Source organism: Edaphobacter dinghuensis (assembly GCF_014640335.1).
GTDB classification, from domain to species: Bacteria; Acidobacteriota; Terriglobia; order Terriglobales; family Acidobacteriaceae; genus Edaphobacter; species Edaphobacter dinghuensis.
Genome location: NZ_BMGT01000001.1, coordinates 607172 through 631705 on the forward strand (window position 1 = coordinate 607172; position 24534 = coordinate 631705).

Annotated in this window: 24 protein-coding genes; 12 read left to right on the plus strand and 12 right to left on the minus strand. The window is 61.1% G+C overall.

The features are described from left to right. Positions 1–4: 4 nt before the first annotated feature. The 5 genes from purE (at position 5) to IEW09_RS02375 (ending at position 2609) form a co-directional block, all read left to right on the plus strand. The gene (gene purE / locus IEW09_RS02355) at positions 5–511 is read left to right on the plus strand and encodes a 5-(carboxyamino)imidazole ribonucleotide mutase (RefSeq protein WP_188552535.1); all 507 of its coding nucleotides are present in this window, start codon (positions 5–7) and stop codon (positions 509–511) included. After that, the gene (gene purK, locus IEW09_RS02360) at positions 508–1704 is read left to right on the plus strand and encodes a 5-(carboxyamino)imidazole ribonucleotide synthase (protein ID WP_263369036.1); all 1197 of its coding nucleotides are present in this window, start codon (positions 508–510) and stop codon (positions 1702–1704) included. Before purE ends, purK begins: the two co-directional genes overlap by 4 nt. 75 nt (positions 1705–1779) lie before the next feature. Then, on the plus strand, positions 1780–2109 hold the full coding sequence (locus IEW09_RS02365; protein WP_188552536.1) for a hypothetical protein: 330 nt from the start codon (positions 1780–1782) through the stop codon (positions 2107–2109). Positions 2110–2112: 3 nt separating this feature from the next. Beyond that, a complete protein-coding gene (locus IEW09_RS02370) occupies positions 2113–2442 on the plus strand; it encodes a hypothetical protein (protein ID WP_188552537.1) in 330 nt (109 codons plus the stop codon). A gap of 2 nt (positions 2443–2444) precedes the next feature. Continuing rightward, entirely contained in the window at positions 2445–2609 is a 165-nt protein-coding gene (locus IEW09_RS02375; protein WP_188552538.1) for a hypothetical protein, read from the plus strand. Positions 2610–2662: 53 nt separating this feature from the next. On the opposite strand, the gene IEW09_RS02380 is transcribed toward IEW09_RS02375, so the two are convergent. From IEW09_RS02380 to IEW09_RS02430, 11 genes are all read right to left on the minus strand, one after another. After that, positions 2663–3112 (minus strand): hypothetical protein, encoded by a 450-nt coding sequence (locus IEW09_RS02380; protein WP_188552539.1) that lies wholly within the window; start codon positions 3110–3112, stop codon positions 2663–2665. A gap of 72 nt (positions 3113–3184) precedes the next feature. After that, on the minus strand, positions 3185–4786 hold the full coding sequence (gene sucB, locus IEW09_RS02385; RefSeq protein ID WP_188552540.1) for a 2-oxoglutarate dehydrogenase, E2 component, dihydrolipoamide succinyltransferase: 1602 nt from the start codon (positions 4784–4786) through the stop codon (positions 3185–3187). A gap of 181 nt (positions 4787–4967) precedes the next feature. Further along, the gene (locus tag IEW09_RS02390) at positions 4968–5969 is read right to left on the minus strand and encodes an alpha/beta hydrolase (RefSeq protein ID WP_229739031.1); all 1002 of its coding nucleotides are present in this window, start codon (positions 5967–5969) and stop codon (positions 4968–4970) included. A gap of 79 nt (positions 5970–6048) precedes the next feature. Continuing rightward, positions 6049–6789 carry a lipoyl(octanoyl) transferase LipB gene (gene lipB, locus IEW09_RS02395; protein WP_229739032.1) on the minus strand — a complete coding sequence of 247 codons (741 nt, stop codon included), beginning with the start codon at positions 6787–6789 and terminating at the stop codon, positions 6049–6051. After that, positions 6789–7223 carry a type II toxin-antitoxin system VapC family toxin gene (locus tag IEW09_RS02400; protein WP_188552541.1) on the minus strand — a complete coding sequence of 145 codons (435 nt, stop codon included), beginning with the start codon at positions 7221–7223 and terminating at the stop codon, positions 6789–6791. Before IEW09_RS02400 ends, lipB begins: the two co-directional genes overlap by 1 nt. Beyond that, on the minus strand, positions 7220–7465 hold the full coding sequence (locus IEW09_RS02405; RefSeq protein ID WP_188552542.1) for a hypothetical protein: 246 nt from the start codon (positions 7463–7465) through the stop codon (positions 7220–7222). Before IEW09_RS02405 ends, IEW09_RS02400 begins: the two co-directional genes overlap by 4 nt. Positions 7466–7522: 57 nt before the next feature. Continuing rightward, positions 7523–7951, minus strand: a complete 429-nt coding sequence (locus IEW09_RS18850) for a lysozyme inhibitor LprI family protein (RefSeq protein WP_373282785.1) — start codon at positions 7949–7951, stop codon at positions 7523–7525. Between the two features lie 133 nt (positions 7952–8084). Next, on the minus strand, positions 8085–9503 hold the full coding sequence (gene lpdA, locus IEW09_RS02415) for a dihydrolipoyl dehydrogenase (protein ID WP_188552544.1): 1419 nt from the start codon (positions 9501–9503) through the stop codon (positions 8085–8087). Positions 9504–9760: 257 nt separating this feature from the next. Beyond that, positions 9761–10207: a lysozyme gene (locus IEW09_RS02420; protein ID WP_188552545.1), complete on the minus strand. Its 447-nt coding sequence runs from the start codon at positions 10205–10207 to the stop codon at positions 9761–9763. A 292-nt stretch (positions 10208–10499) separates the two neighbouring features. Continuing rightward, entirely contained in the window at positions 10500–11489 is a 990-nt protein-coding gene (gene hemB, locus IEW09_RS02425) for a porphobilinogen synthase (protein ID WP_188552546.1), read from the minus strand. 210 nt (positions 11490–11699) lie between these two features. Then, on the minus strand, positions 11700–12254 hold the full coding sequence (locus tag IEW09_RS02430) for a zinc ribbon domain-containing protein (RefSeq protein ID WP_188552547.1): 555 nt from the start codon (positions 12252–12254) through the stop codon (positions 11700–11702). Positions 12255–12371: 117 nt separating this feature from the next. Here IEW09_RS02430 and IEW09_RS02435 point away from each other — a divergent pair, with 117 nt between their 5' ends. The 7 genes from IEW09_RS02435 to IEW09_RS02465 all read left to right on the plus strand — a co-directional run bounded on the left by IEW09_RS02435 (position 12372) and on the right by IEW09_RS02465 (position 23729). Beyond that, entirely contained in the window at positions 12372–14942 is a 2571-nt protein-coding gene (locus IEW09_RS02435; RefSeq protein ID WP_188552548.1) for an endonuclease MutS2, read from the plus strand. Positions 14943–15151: 209 nt separating this feature from the next. Beyond that, positions 15152–16153 carry a UbiA family prenyltransferase gene (locus IEW09_RS02440; protein ID WP_188552549.1) on the plus strand — a complete coding sequence of 334 codons (1002 nt, stop codon included), beginning with the start codon at positions 15152–15154 and terminating at the stop codon, positions 16151–16153. Positions 16154–16161: 8 nt separating this feature from the next. Beyond that, positions 16162–17661: a hypothetical protein gene (locus IEW09_RS02445; protein WP_188552550.1), complete on the plus strand. Its 1500-nt coding sequence runs from the start codon at positions 16162–16164 to the stop codon at positions 17659–17661. A 140-nt stretch (positions 17662–17801) separates the two neighbouring features. Next, positions 17802–18215, plus strand: a complete 414-nt coding sequence (locus tag IEW09_RS02450) for a hypothetical protein (protein ID WP_188552551.1) — start codon at positions 17802–17804, stop codon at positions 18213–18215. A 47-nt stretch (positions 18216–18262) separates the two neighbouring features. After that, a complete protein-coding gene (locus IEW09_RS02455) occupies positions 18263–19528 on the plus strand; it encodes a TolC family protein (RefSeq protein WP_188552552.1) in 1266 nt (421 codons plus the stop codon). Beyond that, positions 19525–20646 (plus strand): efflux RND transporter periplasmic adaptor subunit, encoded by a 1122-nt coding sequence (locus IEW09_RS02460; protein ID WP_188552553.1) that lies wholly within the window; start codon positions 19525–19527, stop codon positions 20644–20646. The genes IEW09_RS02455 and IEW09_RS02460 overlap by 4 nt, the downstream gene beginning before the upstream one ends. A 2-nt stretch (positions 20647–20648) precedes the next feature. Continuing rightward, positions 20649–23729, plus strand: a complete 3081-nt coding sequence (locus IEW09_RS02465; protein WP_188552554.1) for an efflux RND transporter permease subunit — start codon at positions 20649–20651, stop codon at positions 23727–23729. On the opposite strand, the gene IEW09_RS02470 is transcribed toward IEW09_RS02465, so the two are convergent. Then, positions 23730–24530: a hypothetical protein gene (locus tag IEW09_RS02470; protein ID WP_188552555.1), complete on the minus strand. Its 801-nt coding sequence runs from the start codon at positions 24528–24530 to the stop codon at positions 23730–23732. Positions 24531–24534: the final 4 nt, after the last annotated feature.

Consider the following 24534-nt stretch of genomic DNA (forward strand, 5'->3'; position numbering starts at 1 on the left):
GTCTATGAGTGCCGAGCCATTGGTTGGAGTTGTGATGGGAAGCCGCAATGATTATGCGGTGATGAAGAGTGCTGTCGAGATGCTGAAGGAGTTTGGCGTGCCGCACGAGGTGCGCGTGGTTTCGGCGCACCGCACGCCCGATCTGCTGTTTGAGTACGCCGATGCGGCGGTGGGACGCGGCTTGCGCGCCATCATCGCGGGCGCGGGCGGCGCGGCGCATCTGCCGGGAATGCTGGCGGCGAAGACCGTGGTTCCGGTGCTGGGCGTGCCGATTGCGGCGACGGCGCTGCAGGGGCAGGATTCGCTGTTAAGTATTGTGCAGATGCCGAAGGGGATTCCTGTAGCCACGTTGGCGATTGGTGCGGCGGGTGCGGCGAACGCGGGCCTGCTGGCCGTGGCGATGCTTGCAACGACCGATCCGGCGCTGCGTGTGAAGCTGGTGGAGTGGCGCGCGTCGCGGCGCGACGAGGTGTTGGCGCAGGTGGTTGGCGAAGATGAGGCGGGCGCGTGAGCTTGGCTGAGTCGCAGAAAAAACTACAGGCGGCGCAGCCGATTCTTCCCGGCGCGACGATTGGCATCTTCGGCGGTGGGCAGCTTGGCCGCATGACGGCGATGGCGGCGCGGGCGATGGGGTATCGCATTACGGTGCTCGATCCGGACCCGGCTTGTCCGGCGCGGTTTGTGGTCGATAGCTGCATCGAGGCTGGGTGGGATGATGCACGTGAGGCCGCGAATCTAGCGCGTGGATGCGATGTGGTGACGCTCGAGATTGAACAGATCGCGCCAGCGAGCATGGAGGCGGCGGCGAAGTTTGCGCCGGTGCGTCCGGGCGGCGCGATGCTAGCCATTATTCAGGACAGGATTCGGCAGAAGGACTGGCTGCGGGAGAAGGGATTTCCTATCGGCGAGTATCGCGCGGTGCGGTCGGTCGACGATCTGCGTAAGGCGATCAGCGAGCTGGGCGGCAGATGTTTCTGCAAGAGCGCGACCGGCGGCTACGATGGGCGCGGTCAGGGCAAGGTTGGCTTCAACGCCGGTGCTTCGTTTGAAGACGAGGTGCGCGGCGCGTGGGCCGCGCTGGGCGAAGGGCCGGGCGTGGCGGAGAAGGCGATTGAGCTGGAACGCGAGATCTCGGTGATGGTGGCGCGTGCTCCCAACGGCGAGGTTAAGGTTTTTCCGACGGCGTGGAATCACCACGAAGACCAGATTCTGGCGTGGAGCGCGATGCCTGCTCCGGTGCCTGCGGCGATGGAGGCCGAGGCGCGAAGGCTGGCCGAGGCGATTGCCGATGCGTTTGAGCTGGAGGGCGTGCTGGCGGTGGAGATGTTCTGTACGAAGGACGGCAAGCTGCTTGTGAACGAGCTGGCTCCGCGACCGCATAATAGCTATCACGCGAGTGAGCGGGCGTGCGTGACCAGCCAGTTCGAGCAACTGGTACGTGCGGTGTGCGATCTTCCGCTGGGCGAGGTGGAGATTGTGCAGCCTGCCGCGATTGCGAATCTGCTGGGCGAGGTATGGCTGAACGCGGATGGCTCGGCGCGTGAGCCGCACTTTGATGCAGCGCTGGCGGTGCCGGGGGTGAGGCTGCATCTGTATGAGAAGCACAAGCCGCGCAAGGGGCGGAAGATGGGGCACCTGTCTGCCGTGGGCAAGACTGCGGAAGAGGCTGTGGAGCTGGTGCTGAAGGCGAAGGCGCTGCTGTAGCGAATCAGTAATTCGTGAGGATCGCGTCTTACGTTTGTTTCGATAGAGTCTGCGTTGCGGTGTAATAATTCGCGCATGCCGGAGTATGCAAAGGACGTGATGCTGGCGCTGCTGGGCGCATCGGTGGGGCTGGCGGGATTGTTGCTGGTTGTCGCAGGCTTTGTCTTCGCGCAGGCGGGAAGCTTTCCGCCGGAGACGACCGACGACGAGACGATTGAGCGGTATGAGTTAGCCGGCAAGATCGGTCTGGTACCCTTCGGCCTATCGCTTGCGGAAGCAGGTCTTTGCCTGATATGGCTGTTACAGCCTTCTCCTTCTGTCTATACCACGGCAGTCACGTGGTTTTTCGTGTTGCTGGTTCTGACCGCGTTGTATGGTTTTGTTCTGTTATTGCGCTATCTCTAACCTATGAGCTTAGATACCGAGAAGTTACATCGATTGACTGGCAAGCAGTTCGACAAGCTCTACAGTCAGAACGCGGCGAAGTATACGGAGATGGCGCAGAAGGCGCTGGCCTATGCGCAGACCTGCATTCCCGCAGGGGAAAAGGTTCGGCCCGGAGATGTGGTGTCGGTGATTCAGAACGCCGTGCGCATCGATCCGACGTTTGAGAGGCATCTGAAGGATAAGAAGCTGAAGCAGCGTTTCTGGCTGGCGTGGTTTGCGGAGTACATTGTGGAGCAGGTGTTTCCGCAGCCGGAGCTGATGAATCCGCAGCCAAAGAAGCAGGGAGGATAACGATGTCGAAGACAGAGGCAAATGAGACTGCCACACGCTACATGCAGGAGCAGGCCGAGATTATGAAGAAGTATGGAGACGCGCCGAAGCTCTCCGGCCCGGACTATCAGGCTGCGATTGCGGCGGTAACTCGCACCTTTCGGCTGATTGGCGCTAAAGCGAAGTAGAATATGCTGCCTGATCTGCATAAGCGATAGGATTTCAGACGAGTCTGTTTGAATTATTGCGGCAGCACGTCCCAGGCATTTTGATGTGGGAAAGCTAACGCCCAGAGAAATCCGGTTACCGGGTAGTTATCGGCTCGTTTCAAGCGATTTAGTTCACTTTCGATGAGCTTCGTTGCATCTGGTTGCGTCATAACGAAGAACTGGTTCGGCTCGCCCGTAGGCACGTAGGCAAGAATATAGAAGAGATTCGCGCGTGGAAGCTTTCGCTTTATGAGCCATGGATTTTTTCGATAAAGTCCCTTGACGTCAACTAAAAACATCTCTTTCTTAATCGGACTCACCACCATGAGATCCGCTACTGGCGTCGTATGTCCCGAGGTAAAAGCGACTTCATAGCCACGCTTGCACAGCTCACTCGCTACGGCGAATTGTGCGGCCCATTGAGTTTGGTGGCTGCGAGCTTTAGCACCAATTACCTTTTCCGGGTTCTCTATAAAGTCCATGTTGCCGTTCCTTTACATCAGCAAAACGGCATCCTTTCGGATGCCGTATTTCTTAGCCATGAAGTTGAGTAACTACCCGATGTCTTCGTTCCAGTTTTCGAGGTAGGCCTTGAAGTCGGACATGAATTTGCCGGCGTCGGCTCCGTCGACGATGCGGTGGTCGAAGCCCAGGGTGAAGCGCTGGATCGAGCGGATGGCGATGACGTCGTTGCCGTCCTTGTCGGTGAGCACTTCGGCTTCTTTGTTGAGGCCGCCGATGCCGAGGATGGCGCTCTGCGGCTGGTTGATGATCGGGGTGCCGAACTGCTCGCCGAAGATGCCGGAGTTGGTGAGCGTGAAGGTGCCGCCGGAGATCTCGTCGGGGGCGAGCTTCTTGCCGCGGGCGCGCTCGGCTACATCGACGATGCCGCGCGCGATGCCGAGGAAGTTCTTCTCTTCGGTCTGCTTGAGGACGGGGACGATGAGGCCCCAGTCGAGCGCGACGGCGATGCCGATGTTGATGTTCTTGTTGTAGCGGACGGCGTCGCCTTCGATGGCCGCGTTGACGATGGGGTGCTTGCGCAGGGCCACGATCGCGGCGCGGGTGATGAAGGGCATGTAGGTCAGCTTGACGCCGTTACGCTGCTCGTACTTCGACTTCTCTTTTTCGCGCAGCTTGACGATGCGGGTCATATCGACCTTGAACACCGTGTGGACGTGCGGGCTGGTGCGCTTGGATTCGACCATGCGCTGCGCGATGATGGAGCGCATCTTCGACATGGGGACGAGCTCGCCGGGCTGCGGCTGCGCGACTGCCGGTGCGGGCTTGGAGGCTGCTGCCGGTGCGGCGGCTGCCGGTGCAGGCTTGGCGCCGCCTTCGAGGTGGCCGAGGATGTCGGTCTTGGTGATGCGGCCCGAGGAGCCGGTGCCGGAGACCTGGGTGAGATCGAGGTTGTTGTCTTTGGCGATCTTGCGGACGAGCGGCGAGGAGCGGACGCCTTCGGTCGAGACAGAGGGCGATGCTGCGGCTGCAGCCGGTGCCGGTGCGGCGGGGGCTGCTGCGGCAGGCGCTGGAGCAGAGGCTGCGGGTGCTGCGGCGGCCTTACCGGCTGCGCCGCCGATGACGGCGACCACGGTGTTGATGCCGACGGTCTTGCCTTCGCCGATCTTGATCTCGGTGAGAGTTCCGGCTACGGGCGAGGGGATCTCTGCATCGACCTTGTCGGTGGAGATTTCGAAGATGGGCTCGTCGCGCTGGACGGTGTCGCCGACCTTCTTGAGCCACTTGGTGATGGTGCCTTCGGTGATGGACTCGCCCATCTGCGGCATCAGAACTTCGGTGCCGGGGCCTGCGGCGGCTGGAGCTTCAGCAGCGGGAGCCGGTGTGGCTGCAGCGGCAGGAGCGGCGGCGGCTGGCTCGGATTTTGCAGCAGGAGCAGCGGCGGCGGCTCCGTTACCGCCTTCGGCGATGGTGGCGACGACGGTGTTGATGCCGACGGTCGCGCCTTCGGTGACCTTGATCTCGGAGAGGGTGCCGGCTACGGGCGAGGGGATCTCGGCGTCGACCTTGTCGGTCGAAATTTCGAAGAGCGGCTCGTCGCGCTGGACGGTGTCGCCGGGCTTCTTGAGCCACTTGGTGATGGTGCCTTCGGTGATGGATTCGCCCATCTGGGGCATAACTACGTCAGTCGGCATGAAGGTTCCTTATGGTGTTACCGGGTGCTGGTTATATTGCTGCGCACCTTGGATTATAAGACTGCGCATTGAAAACTGGCATGTTTAGCCGATAATCGGCGGTCACCGCGCTTATAAAGCACGGTTATTTTTAAGAGATTTTCATCGGGCAAAACTCGTGCCGTTCGATACAGATAAAACGCTACTCCGGGATCATCCCGATGGTGCCGAGCCATGTCTCCACCAGCTCGGGCCATCGCGTCGCCGGAAGCTTGGTGCGGCGCAGGCCGAAGGCGTGGCCGCCGTGGGCGTAGAGGTGCATCTCGACGGGGACTTTGGCGTTCTTCAGCGCGATGTAGTAGCTCAGCGAGTCGTTGACGTTGTCCACGTTGTCGTCCTCGTTCTGGAGCAGGAACGTAGGCGGCGTCTGGCTGGTGACAGGAATTTCGGGGTTCAGCGAAAGATCCTTATCGGCGTTCGCTGGATGAGGAACCGCAAACTTTTTGGTGCCTTGCCTGGCATCCCATTCGGCGGCGGAAAGCGACAGATGCCCCGGATAGACAGGCACGGCGAAGTCCGGGCGGCAGCTTTCTTTGTCGGCGGCATCGACCGCGGGGTATAAACGCTTCGCGTAGTGGGTGCTGATCGCTGCCACCAGATGGCCGCCCGCTGAAAATCCAAGCACGCCGATCTTGTGCGGATCGATGTGCCACTCGGCGGCGTGAAAGCGCACCAGCCCTAGCGTTCTCTGCGCGTCTTCAAGCGCCATGGGCGACTCCGGATACGGTCCGGATTTCGGGTACGGTCCAACATCTGTCACGCGGTACTTGAGCAAGACGCAGGTAATTCCTTTGGCGGTGAGCCAGTCACAGACCTCTGTGCCTTCAAGGTCGATAGCCAGAATCTGATAGCCGCCACCGGGAAAGACGACGACTGCCGCGCCCGTATTTTTTCCTGTTGGCGAGTAGACGGTCATCGTGGGCCGCGTGACGTTTTCCACGGCGACCCATGGTTTGCCCGCGACCAGCTCCTTTGTGACCGCTTCCATGGTCTCCGGTCCCTTGGTTAGCTGCGGATCGGGAGCCGCCCCCGGCCAGATCGGAATCTGCGTATGGCCCGGCGTGGGCTGCCAGGTGGGGGTTTGTGCGTTGAGAGCGCTGAACGCGAACATCATGCAGAGGGTAAGGAGGAGGGTCTTGGTCACAGTCACCACAGGGTAAGGGTGCGCGGGGCTGTGCATCGTGAGGATTTCCGGGGAGTGCTTGCAACGGCAACAGCAGTTCTTAAACTGCTTCGCGCGTGGCCGGGTCGGCTGGGTGAAGCAGTTCTTCGAGCGATTCGCTCCAGAGGATTTGCCGCTCGAAGATGCGGCCGAAGTTGCGGGCGGCGGAGTGGATGGCCTGCTCCATGGTGGGGGGCGTGTCGGTCTCGAGTTCGAGGCTGGTGACGGCGCGGTCGGTGATGCCGCAGGGGACGATCCAGTCGAAGTCGCGGAGGTCGGTGGTGACGTTGAGGGCGAAGCCGTGCGAGGTGACTCCCTGCGAGACGTGGACGCCGATGGCGGCGACTTTTTTCTCCTGAATGCTGCCGCCGGGGATGGTCCAGACGCCGGTGAGTTTGGGGATGCGCTGCGCCATGACGCCGAAGTCGCCGCAGGTGCGGATGAGGACCTCTTCGAGCAGGCGGACGTAGTCGACGGGGCCGAGGTGTGGGCCCTTCTTTCCGGGGAGATCGCCGCGCAGGTCGATGATGGGGTAGCCGACGAGCTGGCCGGGGCCGTGGTAGGTGACGTCGCCGCCGCGATTGATCTCGTGCAGCTCGATGCCGCGCTGGGCGAGGAAGTCGTCGCTGGCGAGGACGTTGGAGCGGACGGAGTTGCGGCCGAGGGTGAGCACGGGTGGGTGCTCGAGCAGGAGGAGGGTGTCGCCGATGAGGTTCTGCTTGCGCGCGGTGACGACCTGCTGCTGGATGGCGAGGCCTTCTGCGTAGGGGATGCGGCCGAGATGGAGGAGGTGGATGTACATCAGTTCTTTACAAGCGGATTGCGCCAGCGCAGACCGGGAAAGCGGGCGAAGTCGCGGTCGTTGGTCTGCAGCTCGCCGCCATATTCCATGGTAATCGCAGCGATCTGGGCGTCGGTCACGAGCCGCCCCGACGCGTGGCCTTCCAGCAGCATTCGCTGAAACATCGGCCAGTGGCGCTCGCCGGGGGTAAGCAGACGGACCTGCGGGAGACTGAGCCATTCCTCCACGGTCTCGACTGCTTCGTGCAGGGTGAAACAGCCGCTTCGCAGGCCCGGCTGCGTCATGATGCGGAGAAAGGCGGAGATGCTCTGAAGAGGAAGGCCGACGGGATCGGAGGCAGAGAAGATCTTCTCCAGATAAGCGCGTGCCGGACGGTGCTGAGCTGAGTCGGCGTCGTAGGCGTAGAGAAGGATGTTGGCATCGAGAACGATCATCGATGCGATGGCCCTTCGAGCATCTCGATCAGCTCGGCGACGCTGCCGGAGGTCCATTCAGGCGGCAATCCGACCTTTTTGGGCTTGACGCGAAAGGGGCGCGGCTTGACCGGCGCGGCGGCCTGTTGCAACCCGGAGCGAAGGAGCTGATTCACCGTCTGCTTCAGGGGCTGGCCGGTGCGGCGTATCTCCTTTTCGAGGAGGGTTGCTACGTCGTCGTCGATGGTCAAGGTGGTTCGCACATCATGATGTTTTCAGGAAAGCATCATGATGTCAATATCGCCTCTCAACCGGACAACCTACTTGTCTAATGTCCAGCCGTACATGATCTTTAGTTCCGCCGTACGGTGGCGGGTAACCGCTTCTATACAGGCTGCACGAACGGTCGGTCCGGCACTTGCACCACCATATAGATCGTATTCTGCCCTGCAATTCGCATCACGGAACTGCACCCAAAGTCGTTGTGCCGCTTGCAGGTTTTTCCGATTCTCTGGGTCCAAGTGGGTTATGAGCTTTCCGTAAAACGAATTCAGATCTCTATCTGCGATCTGGGATGCTGTTATGAAGCACTGAGTCTCTGATGAATTTGGACCTATTGACTGGCATGGGTTTCCAGGGACATTCATATGTTGAGCCATACTGTTCCGAACACCAGAATCGGCGAAGAGCAATACCAAAAGAAGAGTAGCCGCGGGACTCAATTTCATTGGGTCATCGTATCTCAACATGACGCCTAATACAGGGGTCTCTCCACTGCGCTTCGCTCCGGTCAAGATGACGTAGTTTGGTCGTTAGCCTGTGCTTTTAAAAGCAAAAGCCCGGTCTGTATTGACCGGGCTTTCATTCATAGCAATACAGCTATTACACGTTGATGGCCATGCCCTCTACGCTCGAGAAGGCGTCGAGCAGGCTTTCCGACAGCGTGGGGTGGGCGTGGATGGTGAACATCATCTCTTCGACCGTGGCTTCGAGCTCTAGCGCGGTGACGCACTCGGCGATCAGCTCGGTGGCGTTGGGGCCGATGATGTGGACGCCGAGGATCTCGCCGTACTTCGCGTCGGAGACGACCTTGACGAAGCCGTCGTGCGAGTCGAGGATCGTCGCCTTGGAGTTGCCGACAAACGGGAACTTGCCCACCTTGACCTGGTAGCCCGCTTCCTTTGCCTTGGCTTCCGTCAGGCCGACGCTGCCGATCTGCGGGTCGCAGTAGGTGCAGCCGGGGATGCGGCCACGGTTGACGGCGCGGGCGTATTTGCCTGCAAGTTTGGCCGCGACGACGAGGCCGGCCATCGCGCCAACGTGCGCGAGCTGGGGCAGGCCGCCGACGATGTCGCCGATGGCGTAGACGCCGGGCTCGGTGGTCTCCATCCACTCGTTGGTCATGATGAAGCCGCGGTCGGGGGTGATCTTGGTCTTGTCGAGGCCGACGTCGGTGGTGCGCGGGGCGCGGCCTACGGCGACGAGGACCTTCTCTGCCGACTTGATCTCGCCCTTGCCGTCGGACTTGGTGAAGTGGACGTTGACGCCGTCCTTGGTCTTCTCGATCTTGTCGACCTTGGCGGAGACGTGGACGTCGATGCCCCGCTTCTTGAAGAGGCGAAGCAGCTCTTTGCTGACGTCTTCGTCTTCAGCCGGGACGATGCGTGGCAAGGCCTCGATGACGGTGACTTCGGTGCCGAAGCTCTTGAAGATGGAGGCGAACTCGACGCCGACTGCGCCCGAGCCGATGACGACCAGCGACTTGGGCTGCTTGTCGATGGAGAGCATCTCGATGTTGGTGAGGATGGTGTTGTCGGCCTTGTAGCCGGGCAACATGCGCGCGTCGGAGCCGGTGGCGAGAACGACCTTCTTCGCCTTGACGGTCTCTTTTTTGCCAGCCTTGTCGACCTCGACGGAGAAGACGCCTTCTTTTGCGGGACCGGTGAGGCGGCCGTAGCCGTTGACGACGGTGACCTTGTTCTTCTTCATCAGGAAGTCGAGGCCCTTGGTGTGCTTGGCGATGATCTCGTTCTTGCGGACGAGCACGTTCTTCCAGTTGAGCTTGGGGGCGCTGACGCCGTCGATGCCGTACTGCTCGGCGTGCTTGAGGTGGTCCCAGACCTCGGCGGCGAAGAGGATCGCCTTGGTGGGGATGCAGCCGACGTGCAGGCAGGTGCCGCCCAGCTTGTCGGTTGACTCGACCAGCGCGGTCTTCAGTCCATACTGCCCGGCGCGGATGGCGCAGGTATAGCCTGCGGGGCCGCCGCCAATCACTACAAGGTCATAAATCGTATCTGCCAAGGGTTTGCTCCATTTCCTGTGCTTTGCCAAACACTTTATCTTACCTCCGAGGGTTGCGATGGCCCGTTAATCGGCCTTGCACGGGCGAATATCGCAATCTGCGGGCGGTTAGAGGCTCACGGAGATTAGATGCCTTGGAGGGTGGGTGGACTCTCCTGGGCGGTTGTGGCTGGGCCAAGGCTAAAGGCAAATACAGGGGTCTCTCCACTGCGGCTTCGCCTTCGGTCGAGATGACGTGCTTTTGTGGCGATTCGGATTCAAGGTGTGGTCGACTGGAAGAGGGCCATCTCGGCCTGGCGGCGGGCGAGCAGGCCGGGGACGACGACTCCGCCGGCGTGGTCCCACAGGAGGAACTGCGGGGCGGCGAGGTCGAATTGGCCTGCGTTGATGTAGCGCAGCAGGGTGGAGCTGAGCAGGCTGCCGCAGCCCAGGTTGAAGACGAAGTCGACCAGCGCGTCGAACTGGCTCTGGGCGATGTTGGAGGTGACGGCGCGGTTGACACAGGTGACTGCGGCGGCGACGTCGCTGTGCAGCAGCGTGTCGGCCTGGTCTTCGGTGATGGTCATGCCGCCGTGGACCTCGCCGCCGGTGTGGCCGTAACCGATGGTCCAGACGCCGACCTGGTCCTGATAGGCGGTCAGGCGCAGGCCCTCGAATTGTTTGGTCAGAGCGAACCCGGCATCGCTGTAGGTGAAGTTGCACATAGTTGCATTGCCTCGCTTTCGTGGATTGTGCTCCATTGCAATATCAGTGAGTTAAAAACCAAGGCCCAGCGAAATGCTGGGCCCGGGAGTTCTTTGTCTACTGCTTTAAGTCTAGAGAATGGAGCATAACTCACCTGCAGTTTTTTGCGGCAATATTTTTTGCGGGTAAATGGCTGTAGCTGCGCTGGTTATGCGGTTTCGGCCGAATGGCAGGGGCTTGACATGCGATTTTGCTGGAGTTTTTTAGATCTCCCGTCAAAACTTCCGCTGAGTCAATGAGTTGCCGGATGGATCAGCCCAACAGCTTCGCGGCGTCTTTGGCGAAATAGGTGACGATGAAGTCGGCTCCGGCGCGGCGGATGGAGAGGAGGGATTCCATCATGGCGCGTTCGGGTTCGAGCCAGCCGCGCTGGAAGGCCGCGTGGAGCATGGAGAACTCGCCTGAGACCTGATACGCGCCCATGGGCAGGTCGAAGCGCTGGCGTGCCTCGCGGATGACGTCGAGGTAGGGCATGGCGGGCTTCATCAGCAGCATGTCGGCGCCTTCGACAATATCGAGCTCGATCTCGCGCATGGCCTCGCGCAGGTTGGCTCCGTCCATCTGGTAGCTGCGGCGGTCGCCGAACTGGGGGGCGGAGTCGGCTGCCTCGCGGAAGGGGCCGTAGAAGGCGGAGGCGAACTTGGAGGCGTAGCTGAGGATGGGCGTCTGCTGATGGCCGTCGGCGTCGAGTGCTTCGCGGATGGCGGCGATGCGGCCGTCCATCATGTCGCTGGGGGCGACGATGTCGGCACCGGCGGCGGCGAGTGAGGCGGCGGTTTTGGCGATGAGGGCTACGCTGGAGTCGTTCTCGATCTCATAGTGGTCGCCGTCTCTTGCGACGATGCCGCAGTGGCCGTGCGAGGTGTACTCGCAGAGGCAGACGTCGGCTATCTGCACGAGTGAGTCTAGTTTGCGGTTGGATTTGAAGGCTCGGAGCGCGGTCTGCACGATGCCGTCGGCGGCCCAGGCTCCCGTGGCTTGCTCGTCTTTTTCTGCGGGGAGTCCGAAGAGGAGAAGGCCGCCGATGCCGAGCGCGGCGCAGGCTTCGGCTTCTTTGACGGCCTCGTCGATGGAGAGATTGAAGCAGCCGGGCATGGAGCTGATCTCTTTGCGGACGCCTTCGCCGGGGCAGATGAAGAGCGGGTAGATGAAGGCTCCGGGGTGCAGGTGGGTCTCGCGGACGAGCGAGCGGATGGCGTCGGTGCGGCGCAGGCGGCGCATACGCGTGGCGGGAAAGTTCATGGGTTTAGTTTACTTCTGCGCGGGTTGGTGGGGTGTTAGAACAGGCAACGGCAACAACAACGGCGAAATACAGGGGTCTCTCCACTGCGGCTTCGCCTTCGGTCGAGATGACGTGCTTTTGTGGTGGTTCAACCCATGTCCCAAAAGCGGGACATGGGGCACCCGGCTTTGGTTGAGATGACGTGATTTTGCGGTGACGATGAACAGCGTTTAGAGACGGCCAGCGATGGTGTCGTACTCCATGCCTGACTCTGCCGGGACGAGCACCCAGAGCGTGTAGATGCCGAGTGCGGTGCCGAAGGGGAACTTGAACAGGGAGAGGATGGCGACGATGATGCCGACGACTCGCCCCCAGGGCTGGCGCGTCACGAGGCCGAAGGCGACGAGAAACGCCAGCAGGGCTGCGGCGACGGAGACCACGGCGATCAGCGGCAGCAGCGCGGCCATCCACGGTGCAGCGAATGGACCGTGGATGCGCCCACCCCACATCCACGGCTCGCCACCGAAGCTGCGGAAGGTGGCGATGCGCAGGACGAAGATTCCGATGAGCCCGGCGAGGATGCGGTACGCGCCGAAGACGCACCACAGGATGCCGAGGGTTTGCAGGTTTCGCTGCACACGATGCTCGGGCGCTATGGCCAGGGGCGGATAGGGCGACGGATACGCGGGTGGTGGCGGCGGAGTGGGAGCGGCGATCTGCGCTCCGCATCGGGGGCAAAAGTGGACCTCTGCTGTGACTGGATTACCGCATGCCTGACAGACCATTCGACACCTCCCGGTGATGGGCCGTGACTGCTGACAACCGATGGTACGCATGCTCCGCGCTGGCGGTTCCATGGGCGATTGCGATGTCCGCTTTCGAGCGCGGTTACGATAATAGACGTGACTTCGTCCGATTTGTTTCCGAAGATTCCTTCGCCGCTGCCTGAGACGAGCGCTGCCGCGCTGGAGTGGCCGCGTCTGCGCGAGGCGATTGCTGGCCGTACCTTTTCGCCGCTGGGCCGCGCCTGGGTGCTGGCGCTTGAGCCTTCCGCTGACCTGGCGTGGATTGAGGAGCAGCAGCAGCGGACCGAAGAGATGCGGAAGATGCTGGCGGGTGGCGGCAGCTTTGATTTTCATGGGTTGTTCGATCCGACGACGCTGCTCGATCAGGCGCGGATTGACGGTGCAGCGCTGGAGGGCATGGAGATTGCCAGTCTGCTGAATGTTGTGGAGCGCGTGGCTGCGTGGCGCAACGTGATCGATCCGCCTGCGAATGGGGCGCGGTATCACTGGCCGGGGATTGCTGCGTTGTCTTCGCCGCTGGTCGATTATGACTTTGCGCCGTTGTTGCGGATGCTGCGGGGAAAGATCGAGCCGGACGGATCGCTGAATGACGATGCTTCGCCGGAGCTGCGTCGGATTCGTCGTGCGATGGAGCGGCAGCATCGAGCGATTGAAGAGAGTTTGCGGAGGTCGCTGCGGTCGCTGACCGAGGGCGGAAGCACGCAGGACGATCTGATCACGATTCGCGGCGAGCGGTTTGTGATTCCGGTGAAGGCGGAGTTCAAGCGCAAGGTGCCGGGCGTGGTGCATGGCTCTTCGTCGTCGGGGCAGACGGTGTTTGTGGAGCCGCTGGAGACGATTGAGCAGAACAATGAACTGGTGCGGCTGCTCGATGAAGAGCAGGCGGAGATTCATCGCATCCTCGTGGCGATGACGCGGGCGCTGGGTGAGAATGCGGCGGCGATTCACCTGGGTACGTGCATTCTTGCCGAGGTGGAGGCGCATGTGGCGCGGGCGCGGTTCGCGGAGACGCTCAACTGCGTTCGGCCTGTGTTTGCGGCGAACGTTGCAGAGGCGAAATACAGGGGTCTCTCCACTTCGCTTCGCTTCGGTCGAGATGACGTGGGGGTTGGGGTTGAGCGAGAGGAGGGAGAACTGTCGCTGATGGCGGCGCGACATCCGCTGCTTGAGCTGCGCATGAGAGCCGAGGCGCATGAGCGTGGTGATGAACCGAAGACGCCGGTTCCTTTGACGATTGTTCTTCCGGCGGCGACGAAGCAGTTGATCATCAGCGGGCCGAACACGGGTGGCAAGACGGTGTCGCTGAAGACGCTGGGGCTGCTGGCGCTGATGGCGCAGGCGGGGATTCCGGTTCCGGCGGAGGAGGCGACGCTTCCTCTCTTCACCAGTGTTTATGCGGACATCGGCGATGCGCAGTCGATCGAGCGTAATCTTTCTAGCTTCTCCGCGCATGTCGTTAATCTTGATCGCATCTCGCGCGAGGCCACGGCGTCGTCGCTGGTGCTGCTCGATGAGCTTGGCTCGGCGACCGATCCTGAAGAGGGCGCGGCGCTGGCGGTTGCTGTGGCCTCGCATTTTCTTGCGGCGCAGGTGTGGTGCTGCATCACGACGCACCTTACTTCGTTGAAGGTCTATGCCGCCAATCATGCGGGTGTGTTGAACGCTGCCGTGGGCTTCGATCAGGAGACGCTGACGCCGACGTATGAGCTACGGCTGGGTGTACCGGGAGCTTCGGCTGGATTGAATATCGCTGCGCGGCTGGGGCTTTCGCCGGAGATCATTGCGGCGGCGCGTGCGCAGATGACCACGCAGACCGCGGACATCGGCGCGTTTCTCGATCAGCTTCACGATCAGCTCACTGCTGCCGGTGCGGAGCGCGAGGCGCTGCGGCGGCGCGAGCAGGAGATTGCGCGGCAGCGTGTGCGGCTCGAGACCGAGGGCCGTGCCGAGCAGAAGGCACGCACGAAGGAGCTTGAGGTCAAGCTGGGATCGCTGATAGAGGACTTTGCCTACCAGATGCGCGAGACGGTGAAGGCCATCGACGACAAGGCGGCTGCGCAGAAGATTGCGCGCGACTCGGCGGCGCGTTTGGCGCGGCTGCGGCGCGAGTTTTCGGAGCAGTTCAACTCGACCGTGGTGGCACACAATACGGGAGCGGACAGGAACGATCCGGCTGCGCAGCCGCATGTGCCGAAGGGCATCAAGGTGGGCGACCTGGTGAAGCTGAAGTCGCTGGGCAGACAGGCGCGGGTGGACCGCGTGGTTGATGCGAAGACGTTTGAGGTTTCCATCGGCCCGATGAAGATGCGTGCGAGCGTGGACGATATCGCCGCGGTGGAGTCGGTGAAAGTAGTGACTCCGCTGGAGGCTGCGCGCAGGCGCGGCAACGTGACCGTCGCGACCAGCAACGACCCCGATTACATGTCGTCGGAGATTAATGTGATTGGACGCACGGCGGATGAGGCGCACGATGAGGTGGAGCGCTTTCTGGACCGTGCGTTTCTGACCGGGCTGCCGCGCATCCGGATCGTCCACGGCACCGGCATGGGTGTGTTGCGGCGCACGCTGCGCGAGTTTCTGCGCGGGCATCCGCACGTCACCACTGTTACCGAACCGCCGCAGAATGAGGGCGGTCAGGGCGCGACCGTGGTGGAGCTGCGGCAATAAGGAACTTTGGTTGTATCGATCTGGCTCGATAGTTGTATCAATTTGCCCTTGATCATTGCCATATCAATAAATCGAGTTTCGCTGCGTCAATAATGGGTGAAGCCTCGTCAATAATGTTGACCCCGCCGAATTGCTGCGCTTCAAAGTGCGATAATAAAGGCTGCCACGAAGACTGCCTTGGGCATTTTTTTTAGGATTCGATTTACTCTATGACGAGTCAAGCCCAGGAAAGCGCGGTCATCACCGCGCCTGAAAACGGTTCCGCATTACCAGTTCCCTTCGCAGTCCGGCTGCGCGCCCACATCGCCATCATGCGATTGGACCATTCCATCAAAAATATTTTTCTGCTGCCCGGCATCGTCGTGGCGCTGAGCCTGGTGCGTCCCGGCATTGGACAACTGCGAATGATGCCGATCGTGGTGGGCGTCGTGGCTGTGACGCTGATTGCGTGCAGCAACTATGTGCTGAACGAGCTGCTGGATGCGCCCTTCGACCGGTTGCATCCGCACAAGTGCTCGCGACCGGCGGCGTGCGGGCTGATTGAGCCGGGTGCTGCCTATGCACAGTGGCTGGCGATGATGGTTGTCGGCATGGCGCTGGCTGCGCGGGTGGGACTGCGTTTTGCTGTAGCTGCCGGTGCGTTGTGGCTGATGGGCTGCATCTACAACATTCGTCCGCTGCGCACGAAGGACGTCACGTATCTCGACGTGTTAACGGAGTCGTTGAACAACCCGCTGCGCATGCTGCTGGGCTGGTACATGGTCACGCAGGTGATTGTGCCGCCGACGTCGATGCTGTGCGCCTACTGGATGCTGGGCTGCTACTTCATGGGCCTTAAGCGGTTCAGCGAGTTTCGCGAGATCGGATCGCACCAGGGCGCATGCGCGTATCGCAAATCGTTTGAGCACTACAGCGAGCGCAGCCTGCTGGGCTCGGTCGTCTTTTATGCGTCGATGGCCATGATGATGTTCGGCATCTTCGTCGTTCGCTATCGCATCGAGCTGATCCTCGCTTTTCCCTTCATCGCTCTGCTGATGGCGATGTACTTCGACCTCTCGTTTAAACGCAACAGCGCGGCGCAGCATCCGGAGAAGCTGTACCGCGAGCCTTCGCTGATGACGGTGGCGCTGTTTACCTGCGCCATCATGATCGTTCTGCTTAACGTCCATCTCCCCATCGTGGGGCGGATCTTCGCGCCGACGCGATGGTAGCTCGCAGCTTGAAAAGAAACGAGACCATTTCCATTCGCTATCCGTGGCTTCGACTGTTTCTGCTGGCGTGCGTGACGCTGCTGATTCAGGGCTATCACCTGGGGGTCGACGACGGCGAGATCTACATTCCTGCAATTAAAAAAGTTGCGAACCCGAAGCTCTATCCTTTCGGCGCAGAGTTCTTCGAGAGCCACGCGCATATGTCGCTGTTCTCGCCGCTGGTGGGTGAGACGGCGCGACTGCTGCACATCTCGGCCGAATTCGCCGTCTTCTGCTGGTACATCGGCTGCACCTTTCTGATTCTCATCGCGGGCTGGCAGCTGGCGCAGATCTTCTTTCGCACGGTGCGCGCGCAGTGGGGAGCGGTGGCGCTGCTGGCCGCGCTGCTTCCGGTTCCAGTGGCAGGCACGGCGTTGGTGCTCTCGGACAACTACCTTTCGGCGCGGTCGTTCTCTGCACCGTTCGCTCTGCTGGCGATCGGATTTATGTTGCGCGGGCGGCTGCGGATGGCCTTTGTCTGGCTGGTGGTTACAGCACTCTTTCATCCGCAGATGGCGGTCTACTGCGCTGCGTTTCTGATGCTGTATTGGTACTTCGATCGAAGCTCGCAGAACGCAGAGCAGCCGGTGCGACTGTTGGCGATGGCTGCTCCGAGCGCGGGGCTGCTGCACAGCTTCAGCCTGCAGCCGGCGGTGGGCGCGTATCGTGACGTGCTCTACAGCCGTACTTATTTTTTCGCTTACGGCTGGCACTGGTATGAGTGGATCGGTGCGGTTGCGCCGCTGTTGTTGCTGGCGCTGTTCGCATGGCGAACACCACGTGCTGCGTCTGTTGCCATGGCTACTACCAGTCGCGTGCTGATTGTGCTGGGTGCCTTTTCGACCGTGGTCTTCCTCGTCTTTTCGTCGAGCCACCGCTTCGACAACCTCACCCGCGTGCAGCCGATGCGGATGTTCCACCTGGTCTATCTGCTGATGTTCGTGATGCTGGGCGGCGTGATCGGCGAGTATGTGCTGCGGGCGAAGCCGTGGCGATGGATCGCGCTTTTTGTGCCGCTCGCTCTCGGCATGTTTACGCTCGACCGCAGCGAGTATGCGTACAGCCCGCACATCGAGCTGCCGGGGCTGACCGCGGGCAATGCGTGGCTCGAAGCTTTCGCATGGGCGCGCGAGCATACGCCGGTCGATGCGGTCTTCGCGCTCGATCCGGAGTACATGGCGATTCCGGGCGAAGACCTCCACGGCTTTCGTGCGCTGTCCGACCGCAGCATGCTGGCCGACGCTTACAAGGACAGCGGGGCGGTCACCATGTTTCCGCGGCTGCTCGACGACTGGCAGCAGCAGGAACAGATGCTGCGCGGCTGGCGCAGCTTTGGGCCGAGCGACTTCGAACGGCTGGCGCAGATCTCTCCAGTGACGTGGGTGGTTGTTGAGCGGCGACAGGAAGGCGGATTGGATTGCCCTTACAGCAACGCGGCGGTGGCCGTCTGCCGTCTGGCTATAAAGTAATAGAGCATTTTAAAAACTGAAGGCTCAGCAGCGATCTGCACCAGCTAGGTACGGCAAAGACAAAATACAGGGGTCTCTCCACTGCGCTGTGCTCCCTGCACCGACGCTATCCCGGGCAATTGTGCTATTCTCGGCCAAGAGTGGAGCTTTTTCTCAATCTCGTTTGGGCGACGCTATCCATCTTCCTCGTTGCAGGGTGGTTCTGGTCGATCCGCAAAGGGCATATTGAGTTTGATTGGACCACTCTGGTGGCCCTGATGCTGTTGCTAGTGCTGCTGTTCCCGGCCATCTCCATGACCGACGACCGCGCCGCCATGAGCACACCGGTCGAGCTTGACCACATGATGCGAACCGGCGAAGCGCCGCACGGCCAGATCGCGATCTTTGCACTGTTCAGCCTGCTTGGCGCGATCTTTCTGATCCTGCTGAAGATGGCTACACCGCTGTTCTACTCACGCCTGCGCCCACGCATCTTTGCCGAGAGATTATTGGCAGGGTTCATCCGGGCCTTTGGCGTTCGCCCGCCTCCCGTGGCTGGCCTTCTCTCCTGTTAGCGGAAGTTCGTTCCTCATCAACCTGAAAATCTGACACTGAAGGCAGTATGACGCAGAAATTTTTCTACGTGCTGTGCGCCATTTCGATGGCATGGCCGTCTCTCGCAGCTCAATCGCCGTCTCCTTCGCCGCCCGCTGCACCGATTACGCTGCAGCAGGCGGTCGATCGCGCCGTAGCTGACAATCCCTCGCTGGCCTCGGCCCGCGAGCATCTCTCTGCGGTGCGCGCCACCATGCTTACCGCAGAGGCGCGGCAGAATCCGACGCTGACGTTGCTGGGCCAGGGCGTTACGCTGCCCGAGGTCAACAACAACGGCGGCAACCCTTATTACTATTCGGCCAATGTCTCGCGGCTGTTCGAGCGCGGACAGAAGCGGAAATGGCGGATGGAAGGCGCAAGCGATACGGCGGCGGTGACCGAGAGTCAGTTGAACGATCAGCAGCGGCAGCTTGTGTTGAGCGTGCGGCAGGCCTTCACCAACATGCTGGCCGCGAAGGCCGCGCTGGGCATCGCCGAAGAGAACCTCACCGACTATCGCAAGACGGTGGACCTGAGCAAACAGCGTCTCGATGCGGGTGACATTACGCGTACCGACTTCGAGCGGATCGACTTGCAACAGGCGCAGTTCGAGGCCGACGACGACACTGCGCGGCTGAACCTGCAACAGGCCAGCGCACAGTTGCAGCAGTTGTTCGGTGTGGATCATCCTTCGCCGACGTTCGACATTACCGGTACGCTGGAGCCGCCGCAGCTCACGCTGACGATGGCCGATGCCGAGACGCGCGCGCTGGCTGCGCGGCCTGATTATCAGGCGGCGAAGCAGTCGTTATTGCTGGCGCAGGCGAACCAGCACTTCGCCATCGCCAACGGCACCGCCGATCCTACTCTCGCGAGCGAGTACGAGCGCAGCGGCGCCGACAACACCTTCGGCGTCAGTCTCTCAATTCCGCTGCGCATCTTCGACCGCAATCAAGGAGAGAAGGAGCGCACGCGCTACGAGGTGGACTCCAGCCGGTTGGCTGTTGTGGCCGCACGGACGCAGGTTGTCTCCGATGTCGATCAGGCGTGGTACGCGCTCGACACGGCGCAGCAGCAGGCGGTTCGCTACAACACACACTATCTGGCCGAGGCAGGCCGCGTGCGCGACAACCTGCAGTTCAGCTATCGCAACGGAAACTCGACGCTGCTCGATTATCTCGACGCTCTGCGCGACTACCGTTCTATCCATCTCAGCAGCCTTAACGCCAACGTTCAGGTGTGGCTTGCCATTCACCAACTCAGCTACGCGACCGCGACGGACATCATCCCATGACGATTTCTTCCAAGAGATTCAAGACATTTAAGCCACGCATTGAAATCCTGTCAGTCCTTGCACTCTCTGTGCTGCCCCTGACGGCCTGCAAGCATACGCCGCCCGCGGCTGAGCAGCAGCCCACCAACGTCGGTGTTGAGACTGCCGTCGTTCACCCGACCGTGAGCACGGACTACCTCGAAGTTCCGGCGCACATCATGGCCGACCCGGCGCACGTCGTCCACATCTATCCGCCGCTCAGCGGACGCATCTTCGGCCTCACCATTTTGCCCGGGCAAAATGTGGTGAAGGGACAGATGATCGCGCAGTTGCAGAGCAACGATATCGCCGTCGCCCGCTCGGACTTCGAGAAGGCAAAGATCGAGGTGATCCGCGCTGACGGCGCGCTCGCTCGCGGCAAGCTGCTGCTGGCGCACGATGTGCTCTCGAAGGCGGACTTCGCCGAGCTCCAGGCGACCGACGATGTTGCGCACTCGCAGATGGAGCAGGCACGGCAACACATCCACGAGCTTGGCTTCGCCGAGAACAGCACTGCCGACACGGTGGCGCTGCGTGCGCCGATCTCTGGCGCGGTACTCGATATCGGCACGGCGACCGGCGAGATGCAGCGCTCGCTCGATAATGCGACGTCGATTGCCACGATCGCCAATCTCGATACGGTGTGGGTGGTCGGCGACATCTTCGAGAAAGATTTGGCCTCGGTTCGCCCCGGCAGGACGGTCGATATCGTTGTTCCTGCTTACCCTGATCTAAAGCTGACGGGACGCATCGACAACATCTCCGACGCACTCGACCCAACGACGCACACGCTGAAGGTGCGCGTGGTGCTGCCCAATCCGAAGCATCAATTGAAGTCTGATATGTTTGCCACCATTCGCATCGCTGGCGCTCCGCATCAGACATTCATTCTGCCTGCGACGGCGGTGCTGCATGAGGCTGATAGAACCTTCGTCTTTGTCGCGAATGCGTCGGGAGGATTCGATCAGCGCGCTGTGACCGTGGGTCGCACGCTCGATTCGGGCACGGTGAAGAACATCGAGGTCCTTAGCGGTCTCAACGACGGCGAGAAGGTCGTCACAGCCGGCGGCGCTCTGCTGCGCCCCACGAGCGGAGACTAAACGTGCAGCCACTGATTCGTCTCTTCATCCGCTATCGCGCCATCATTCTGATCCTGTTCTTCGTCATGCTCGCCCTTGGCGGCTTCCTGGTGACACGCCTCGATATTGAAGCGTATCCCGACCCCTCACCACCGCTGGTCGAGATCATCACGCAGAACCCGTCGTGGTCTGCCGAAGAGATGGAGCAGCAGGTCACCGTGCCGGTTGAAACCACCATCAACGGCACGCCGCACTTGAGCCAGGTGCGCTCCATCAGCATCTTCGGCCTCTCCGACGTGAAGCTCTACTTCGACTTCGATAGCGACAGCTTCCGCGACCGGCAGGAAGTGCTGAACCGCTTGCAGACGCTGACGCTGCCGAATAACCTGCAGCCACAGCTCTCGCCGTGGTCGCCCATCGGCGAGATCTACCGCTATCAACTTGTGGGCCGCGGCTACACGCTCAACGAAATTAAAGCCACGCAGGACTGGCTGGTTCGCCGCGAGCTGAAGGAGGTTCCCGGCGTCATCGACATCACCACCTTCGGCGGAACGACGCGACAATATCAGATCGAGGCCGATCCCAATAAGCTGTTGAGCTACGGCGTCACGCTGCCGCAGGTCATCAATGCGGTGCAGTCGTCGAACGCGAACGCGGGCGGCAACTACTTGCAGCTCGGCAATCAAAACGTCAACGTGCGCTCCGTTGGACAGGTACACACGATTGCCGATATCGGTGCAATCGTCGTCGCAGAGAAGAACGGTACGCCGGTTACGGTCAACGATATCGGCAAGGTGAGCGAGGGCTTCCAGCCGCGGCTGGGACAGGTCGGACGCGACAAGCAGAACGACATCGTGCTCGGCATTGTGCTGTTGCAGAAAGATGAGAAGTCGCTGCCGACGCTGAAGGCACTGAAGGAAAAGATTGCGAGCCTCAACTCTGGCAGCCTTCTGCCGCCGGGCATGCACATCAGCACTATCTACGACCGCACCACACTCATCAACCAGACGACGCATACCGTTCGCGAGATCATCATCACCGGCCTCATTTTGGTGACGCTGGTGTTGCTGTCGATGCTGGGCGATCTGCGCATCACGTTCATTGCGGCGGTCACGATTCCGTTCGCTGTGCTGTTCGCCTTCGGCATGATGGTGCTTGCGGGACGCTCCGCGAATTTGATCTCGATTGGTGCCATCGACTTCGGCATTCTTGTCGATGCATCGATCATCGTGCTCGAAAGCATCTATCGAAAGCTGTCACGGCGCATCGAAGGTGAAGAGACGGGCGAGCTGATCGTCGAAGGCGTCACCGACGCGGCGCGGCCTGTGCTGTTTTCGACCGGCATCATCGTCGTGGCGTTCATTCCACTGTTCACCATGCAGGGCGTAGCCGGGCAGATCTTCTCGCCCATGTCGGTGACTTACGGATTCGCCTTGCTCGGCGCGCTGTTGTTCGCGCTCGTCTTCGCGCCGGTGCTCGGCTACCTGACTGCGCCGACGGTACAGAAGGTTGGCGACGGCTACACGTGGCTGAGCCGTTCGCTGCGCCACATCTATGAAAAAGCGCTGCACCACACGCTGCGCTTTCCCAAGACGATCTGGGTGGGCGCGGCGGCGATGCTGCTGGCCGGTGTACTCTGCTTCATCTTTGTCGGCGGCGAGTTTATGCCTCCGCTTGAAGAAGGCAACCTGTGGATTCGCGCCACGCTGCCGCAGGACATCTCCTTCGATACGGCGGCGAAGATGGCCGACCAGATTCGCGCCGTCATCGCCGAGTCGCCCGAGGTGACGCAGACCGTCTCGCAGATGGGCCGCCCTGACGACGGCACTGATGTCAGCACCTTCAACAACATTGAAGTTTCAGTCTCGTTGAAGCCCGCCGATAAGTGGCGGCCCGGGCTGACCAAGCCTGAGCTGATCAACGAGATGAACAACCGCCTCTCGCGCTTTCCCGGCATCGAGCTGAACTTCTCACAGAACATTCAGGACAACGTGGAAGAGGCCATGTCGGGCGTGAAGGGCGAGAACTCGCTGAAGCTCTTCGGCGACGACTTCGACACGCTGACCAGCCTTGCCGACAAGATCGAGACGGTGATGAAGTCCGTACCCGGCGTCGCTGACGTCGGCGTCTTCAAGGTGGGCGGGCAGCCGTCGCTCATCATTCAGACCGACCGCGCCAAGGCCGCTCGCTATGGTGTGTTGTCGGCTGATATCAACGCGGCGGTGCAGGCGGCCATCGGCGGCGCGCCGATCACGCAGGTCATTCAGGGTGATCGCCGCTTCGACCTGACGGTACGCTACCCTGAGGCCGACCGCAGCAGTCCTGATGCGATTCGCGCCATCCTCATCCCCACCGCCGACGGCGGCAGCATACCGCTCGGGCAGGTGGCCGATGTGAGCATTCGCGAAGGCAGCTTCATGATCTATCGCGAGGGAGGACGCCGCTACATTCCGATTAAATTCAGCGTGCGCGGACGCGATCTCTCGACCACCATCAGCGATCTGCAAGGCAGGCTCAAGCAGCAGGTGAAGCTGCCGACCGGATACGACTACACGTGGGCAGGCGAGTTCGATTCGCTGAAGAAAGAGCAGCGACGGCTTGCTGTGATAATCCCGATCTCGCTGGCGATCATCGTGGTGCTGCTCTACATTCAGTTCAATACCTGGAAGGACGCGTTCATTATTATCGCCACGCTTCCATTTGCAGCTGTTGGCGGAGCGGCGTCGCTGTTCGTGACGCATACGCCGTTCAGCATCTCGGCAGCGGTCGGCTTCACGTCGCTGATCGGCGTGGCCACGCTGGGCGCGGTCGTCTTTATGTCAGGCGTGCGCCGCGCACAGCGCGAGAGCATCACCGAAGATGGACGCACCGACAAGGGGCTCGAAGAGGGCTGCATCGACGAGATGCGTCCGGTGGTGATGGCGTGCCTCGCGGCTGGACTTGGCCTGTTGCCCGCGTCGCTGTCGAACGGCATCGGAGCGCAGGCGCAACAGCCGCTGGCCCGCGTTGTGGTGGGTGGCATGATCACGACGATCATTGCCATCCTCTTTATTCTTCCGCTGCTGCTGCGTCAGAAGCCGAAGCGCAGGGAGGACGAAGCGTAATTATTGCGAGCCGGAGTCGCCCGGCGGCAGGATGCGAGAGGTGACTTCGAGCTTGTGGTAGTTGCTGTAACGAGCGTTGAAGGCCCACTCCGTTTCTCTGTCATCGTAGGTTGCGACGGCGGTCGAGGCGATGGTGGCAGGCATCCAGAAGGTGCGCCCATCGAGAAGCACCGGAGCATAGTCAATCTGGATGCGCCAGACGCCGATCGTCAGCGGAACAATGACGTGGTGGGGCACGACAAGCTCCATCCGCTGAACCTGCATGGTGGCCGGGTCGATAAAGACCCGGCCATTTCCCTGTTCGATGAGCAGACAGTTGTCATGCTTTCCCGGCAACGTGGCGAATTGAATGACGTATGGCTTGCCCGGCTTCGCCGGTTCGAGCGCGTAGCGCATGCACGATTGCTGGTCGAGACTGACTAGGTCGAGGCCGCCCGAGAAGACACCGCTGAGTGTTGTCGGACCCTGGATCTGCTTTTCTTCGACTGTCCCATTCCCTGCCTTGGTCTCGCGCGACTCATCGAGCGTCGTGATTCCGTTGGGATGCGTGACACGCTTCAGCCGAAAGATCGAATCGTTGACCGAGACCTGACTCTTGTGGCCATAGGTCAATGAGGAGACGACATGCTCGCTGCAGAAGAAGTCGGGGACCTGGGCATCGTAATGATGAAGATTGGCATCGAGCTGTTGCAGCACTTCGTCGAGCGTGGGCGATGAAGCCGATTGCGCGAGCGCCGCAGCAGGTAGAGCGAAGACACCGAGCAGTGTAAGGGCGGCGATCCTCTCGACTCCGGACTTCATTCTT

Excerpts from the sequence above, each read along its gene's own strand:
- purE (WP_188552535.1), top strand. The coding sequence starts at position 5 with ATGAGTGCCGAGCCATTGGTTGGAGTTGTGATGGGAAGCCGCAATGAT.
- IEW09_RS02365 (WP_188552536.1), top strand. The coding sequence starts at position 1,780 with ATGCCGGAGTATGCAAAGGACGTGATGCTGGCGCTGCTGGGCGCATCG.
- IEW09_RS02370 (WP_188552537.1), top strand. The coding sequence starts at position 2,113 with ATGAGCTTAGATACCGAGAAGTTACATCGATTGACTGGCAAGCAGTTC.
- IEW09_RS02375 (WP_188552538.1), top strand. The coding sequence starts at position 2,445 with ATGTCGAAGACAGAGGCAAATGAGACTGCCACACGCTACATGCAGGAG.
- IEW09_RS02380 (WP_188552539.1), bottom strand. The coding sequence starts at position 3,112 with ATGGACTTTATAGAGAACCCGGAAAAGGTAATTGGTGCTAAAGCTCGC.
- sucB (WP_188552540.1), bottom strand. The coding sequence starts at position 4,786 with ATGCCGACTGACGTAGTTATGCCCCAGATGGGCGAATCCATCACCGAA.
- lipB (WP_229739032.1), bottom strand. The coding sequence starts at position 6,789 with ATGTACATCCACCTCCTCCATCTCGGCCGCATCCCCTACGCAGAAGGC.
- IEW09_RS02400 (WP_188552541.1), bottom strand. The coding sequence starts at position 7,223 with ATGATCGTTCTCGATGCCAACATCCTTCTCTACGCCTACGACGCCGAC.
- IEW09_RS18850 (WP_373282785.1), bottom strand. The coding sequence starts at position 7,951 with ATGTTGAGATACGATGACCCAATGAAATTGAGTCCCGCGGCTACTCTT.
- IEW09_RS02420 (WP_188552545.1), bottom strand. The coding sequence starts at position 10,207 with ATGTGCAACTTCACCTACAGCGATGCCGGGTTCGCTCTGACCAAACAA.
- hemB (WP_188552546.1), bottom strand. The coding sequence starts at position 11,489 with ATGAACTTTCCCGCCACGCGTATGCGCCGCCTGCGCCGCACCGACGCC.
- IEW09_RS02430 (WP_188552547.1), bottom strand. The coding sequence starts at position 12,254 with ATGGTCTGTCAGGCATGCGGTAATCCAGTCACAGCAGAGGTCCACTTT.
- IEW09_RS02440 (WP_188552549.1), top strand. The coding sequence starts at position 15,152 with ATGACGAGTCAAGCCCAGGAAAGCGCGGTCATCACCGCGCCTGAAAAC.
- IEW09_RS02455 (WP_188552552.1), top strand. The coding sequence starts at position 18,263 with ATGACGCAGAAATTTTTCTACGTGCTGTGCGCCATTTCGATGGCATGG.
- IEW09_RS02460 (WP_188552553.1), top strand. The coding sequence starts at position 19,525 with ATGACGATTTCTTCCAAGAGATTCAAGACATTTAAGCCACGCATTGAA.
- IEW09_RS02470 (WP_188552555.1), bottom strand. The coding sequence starts at position 24,530 with ATGAAGTCCGGAGTCGAGAGGATCGCCGCCCTTACACTGCTCGGTGTC.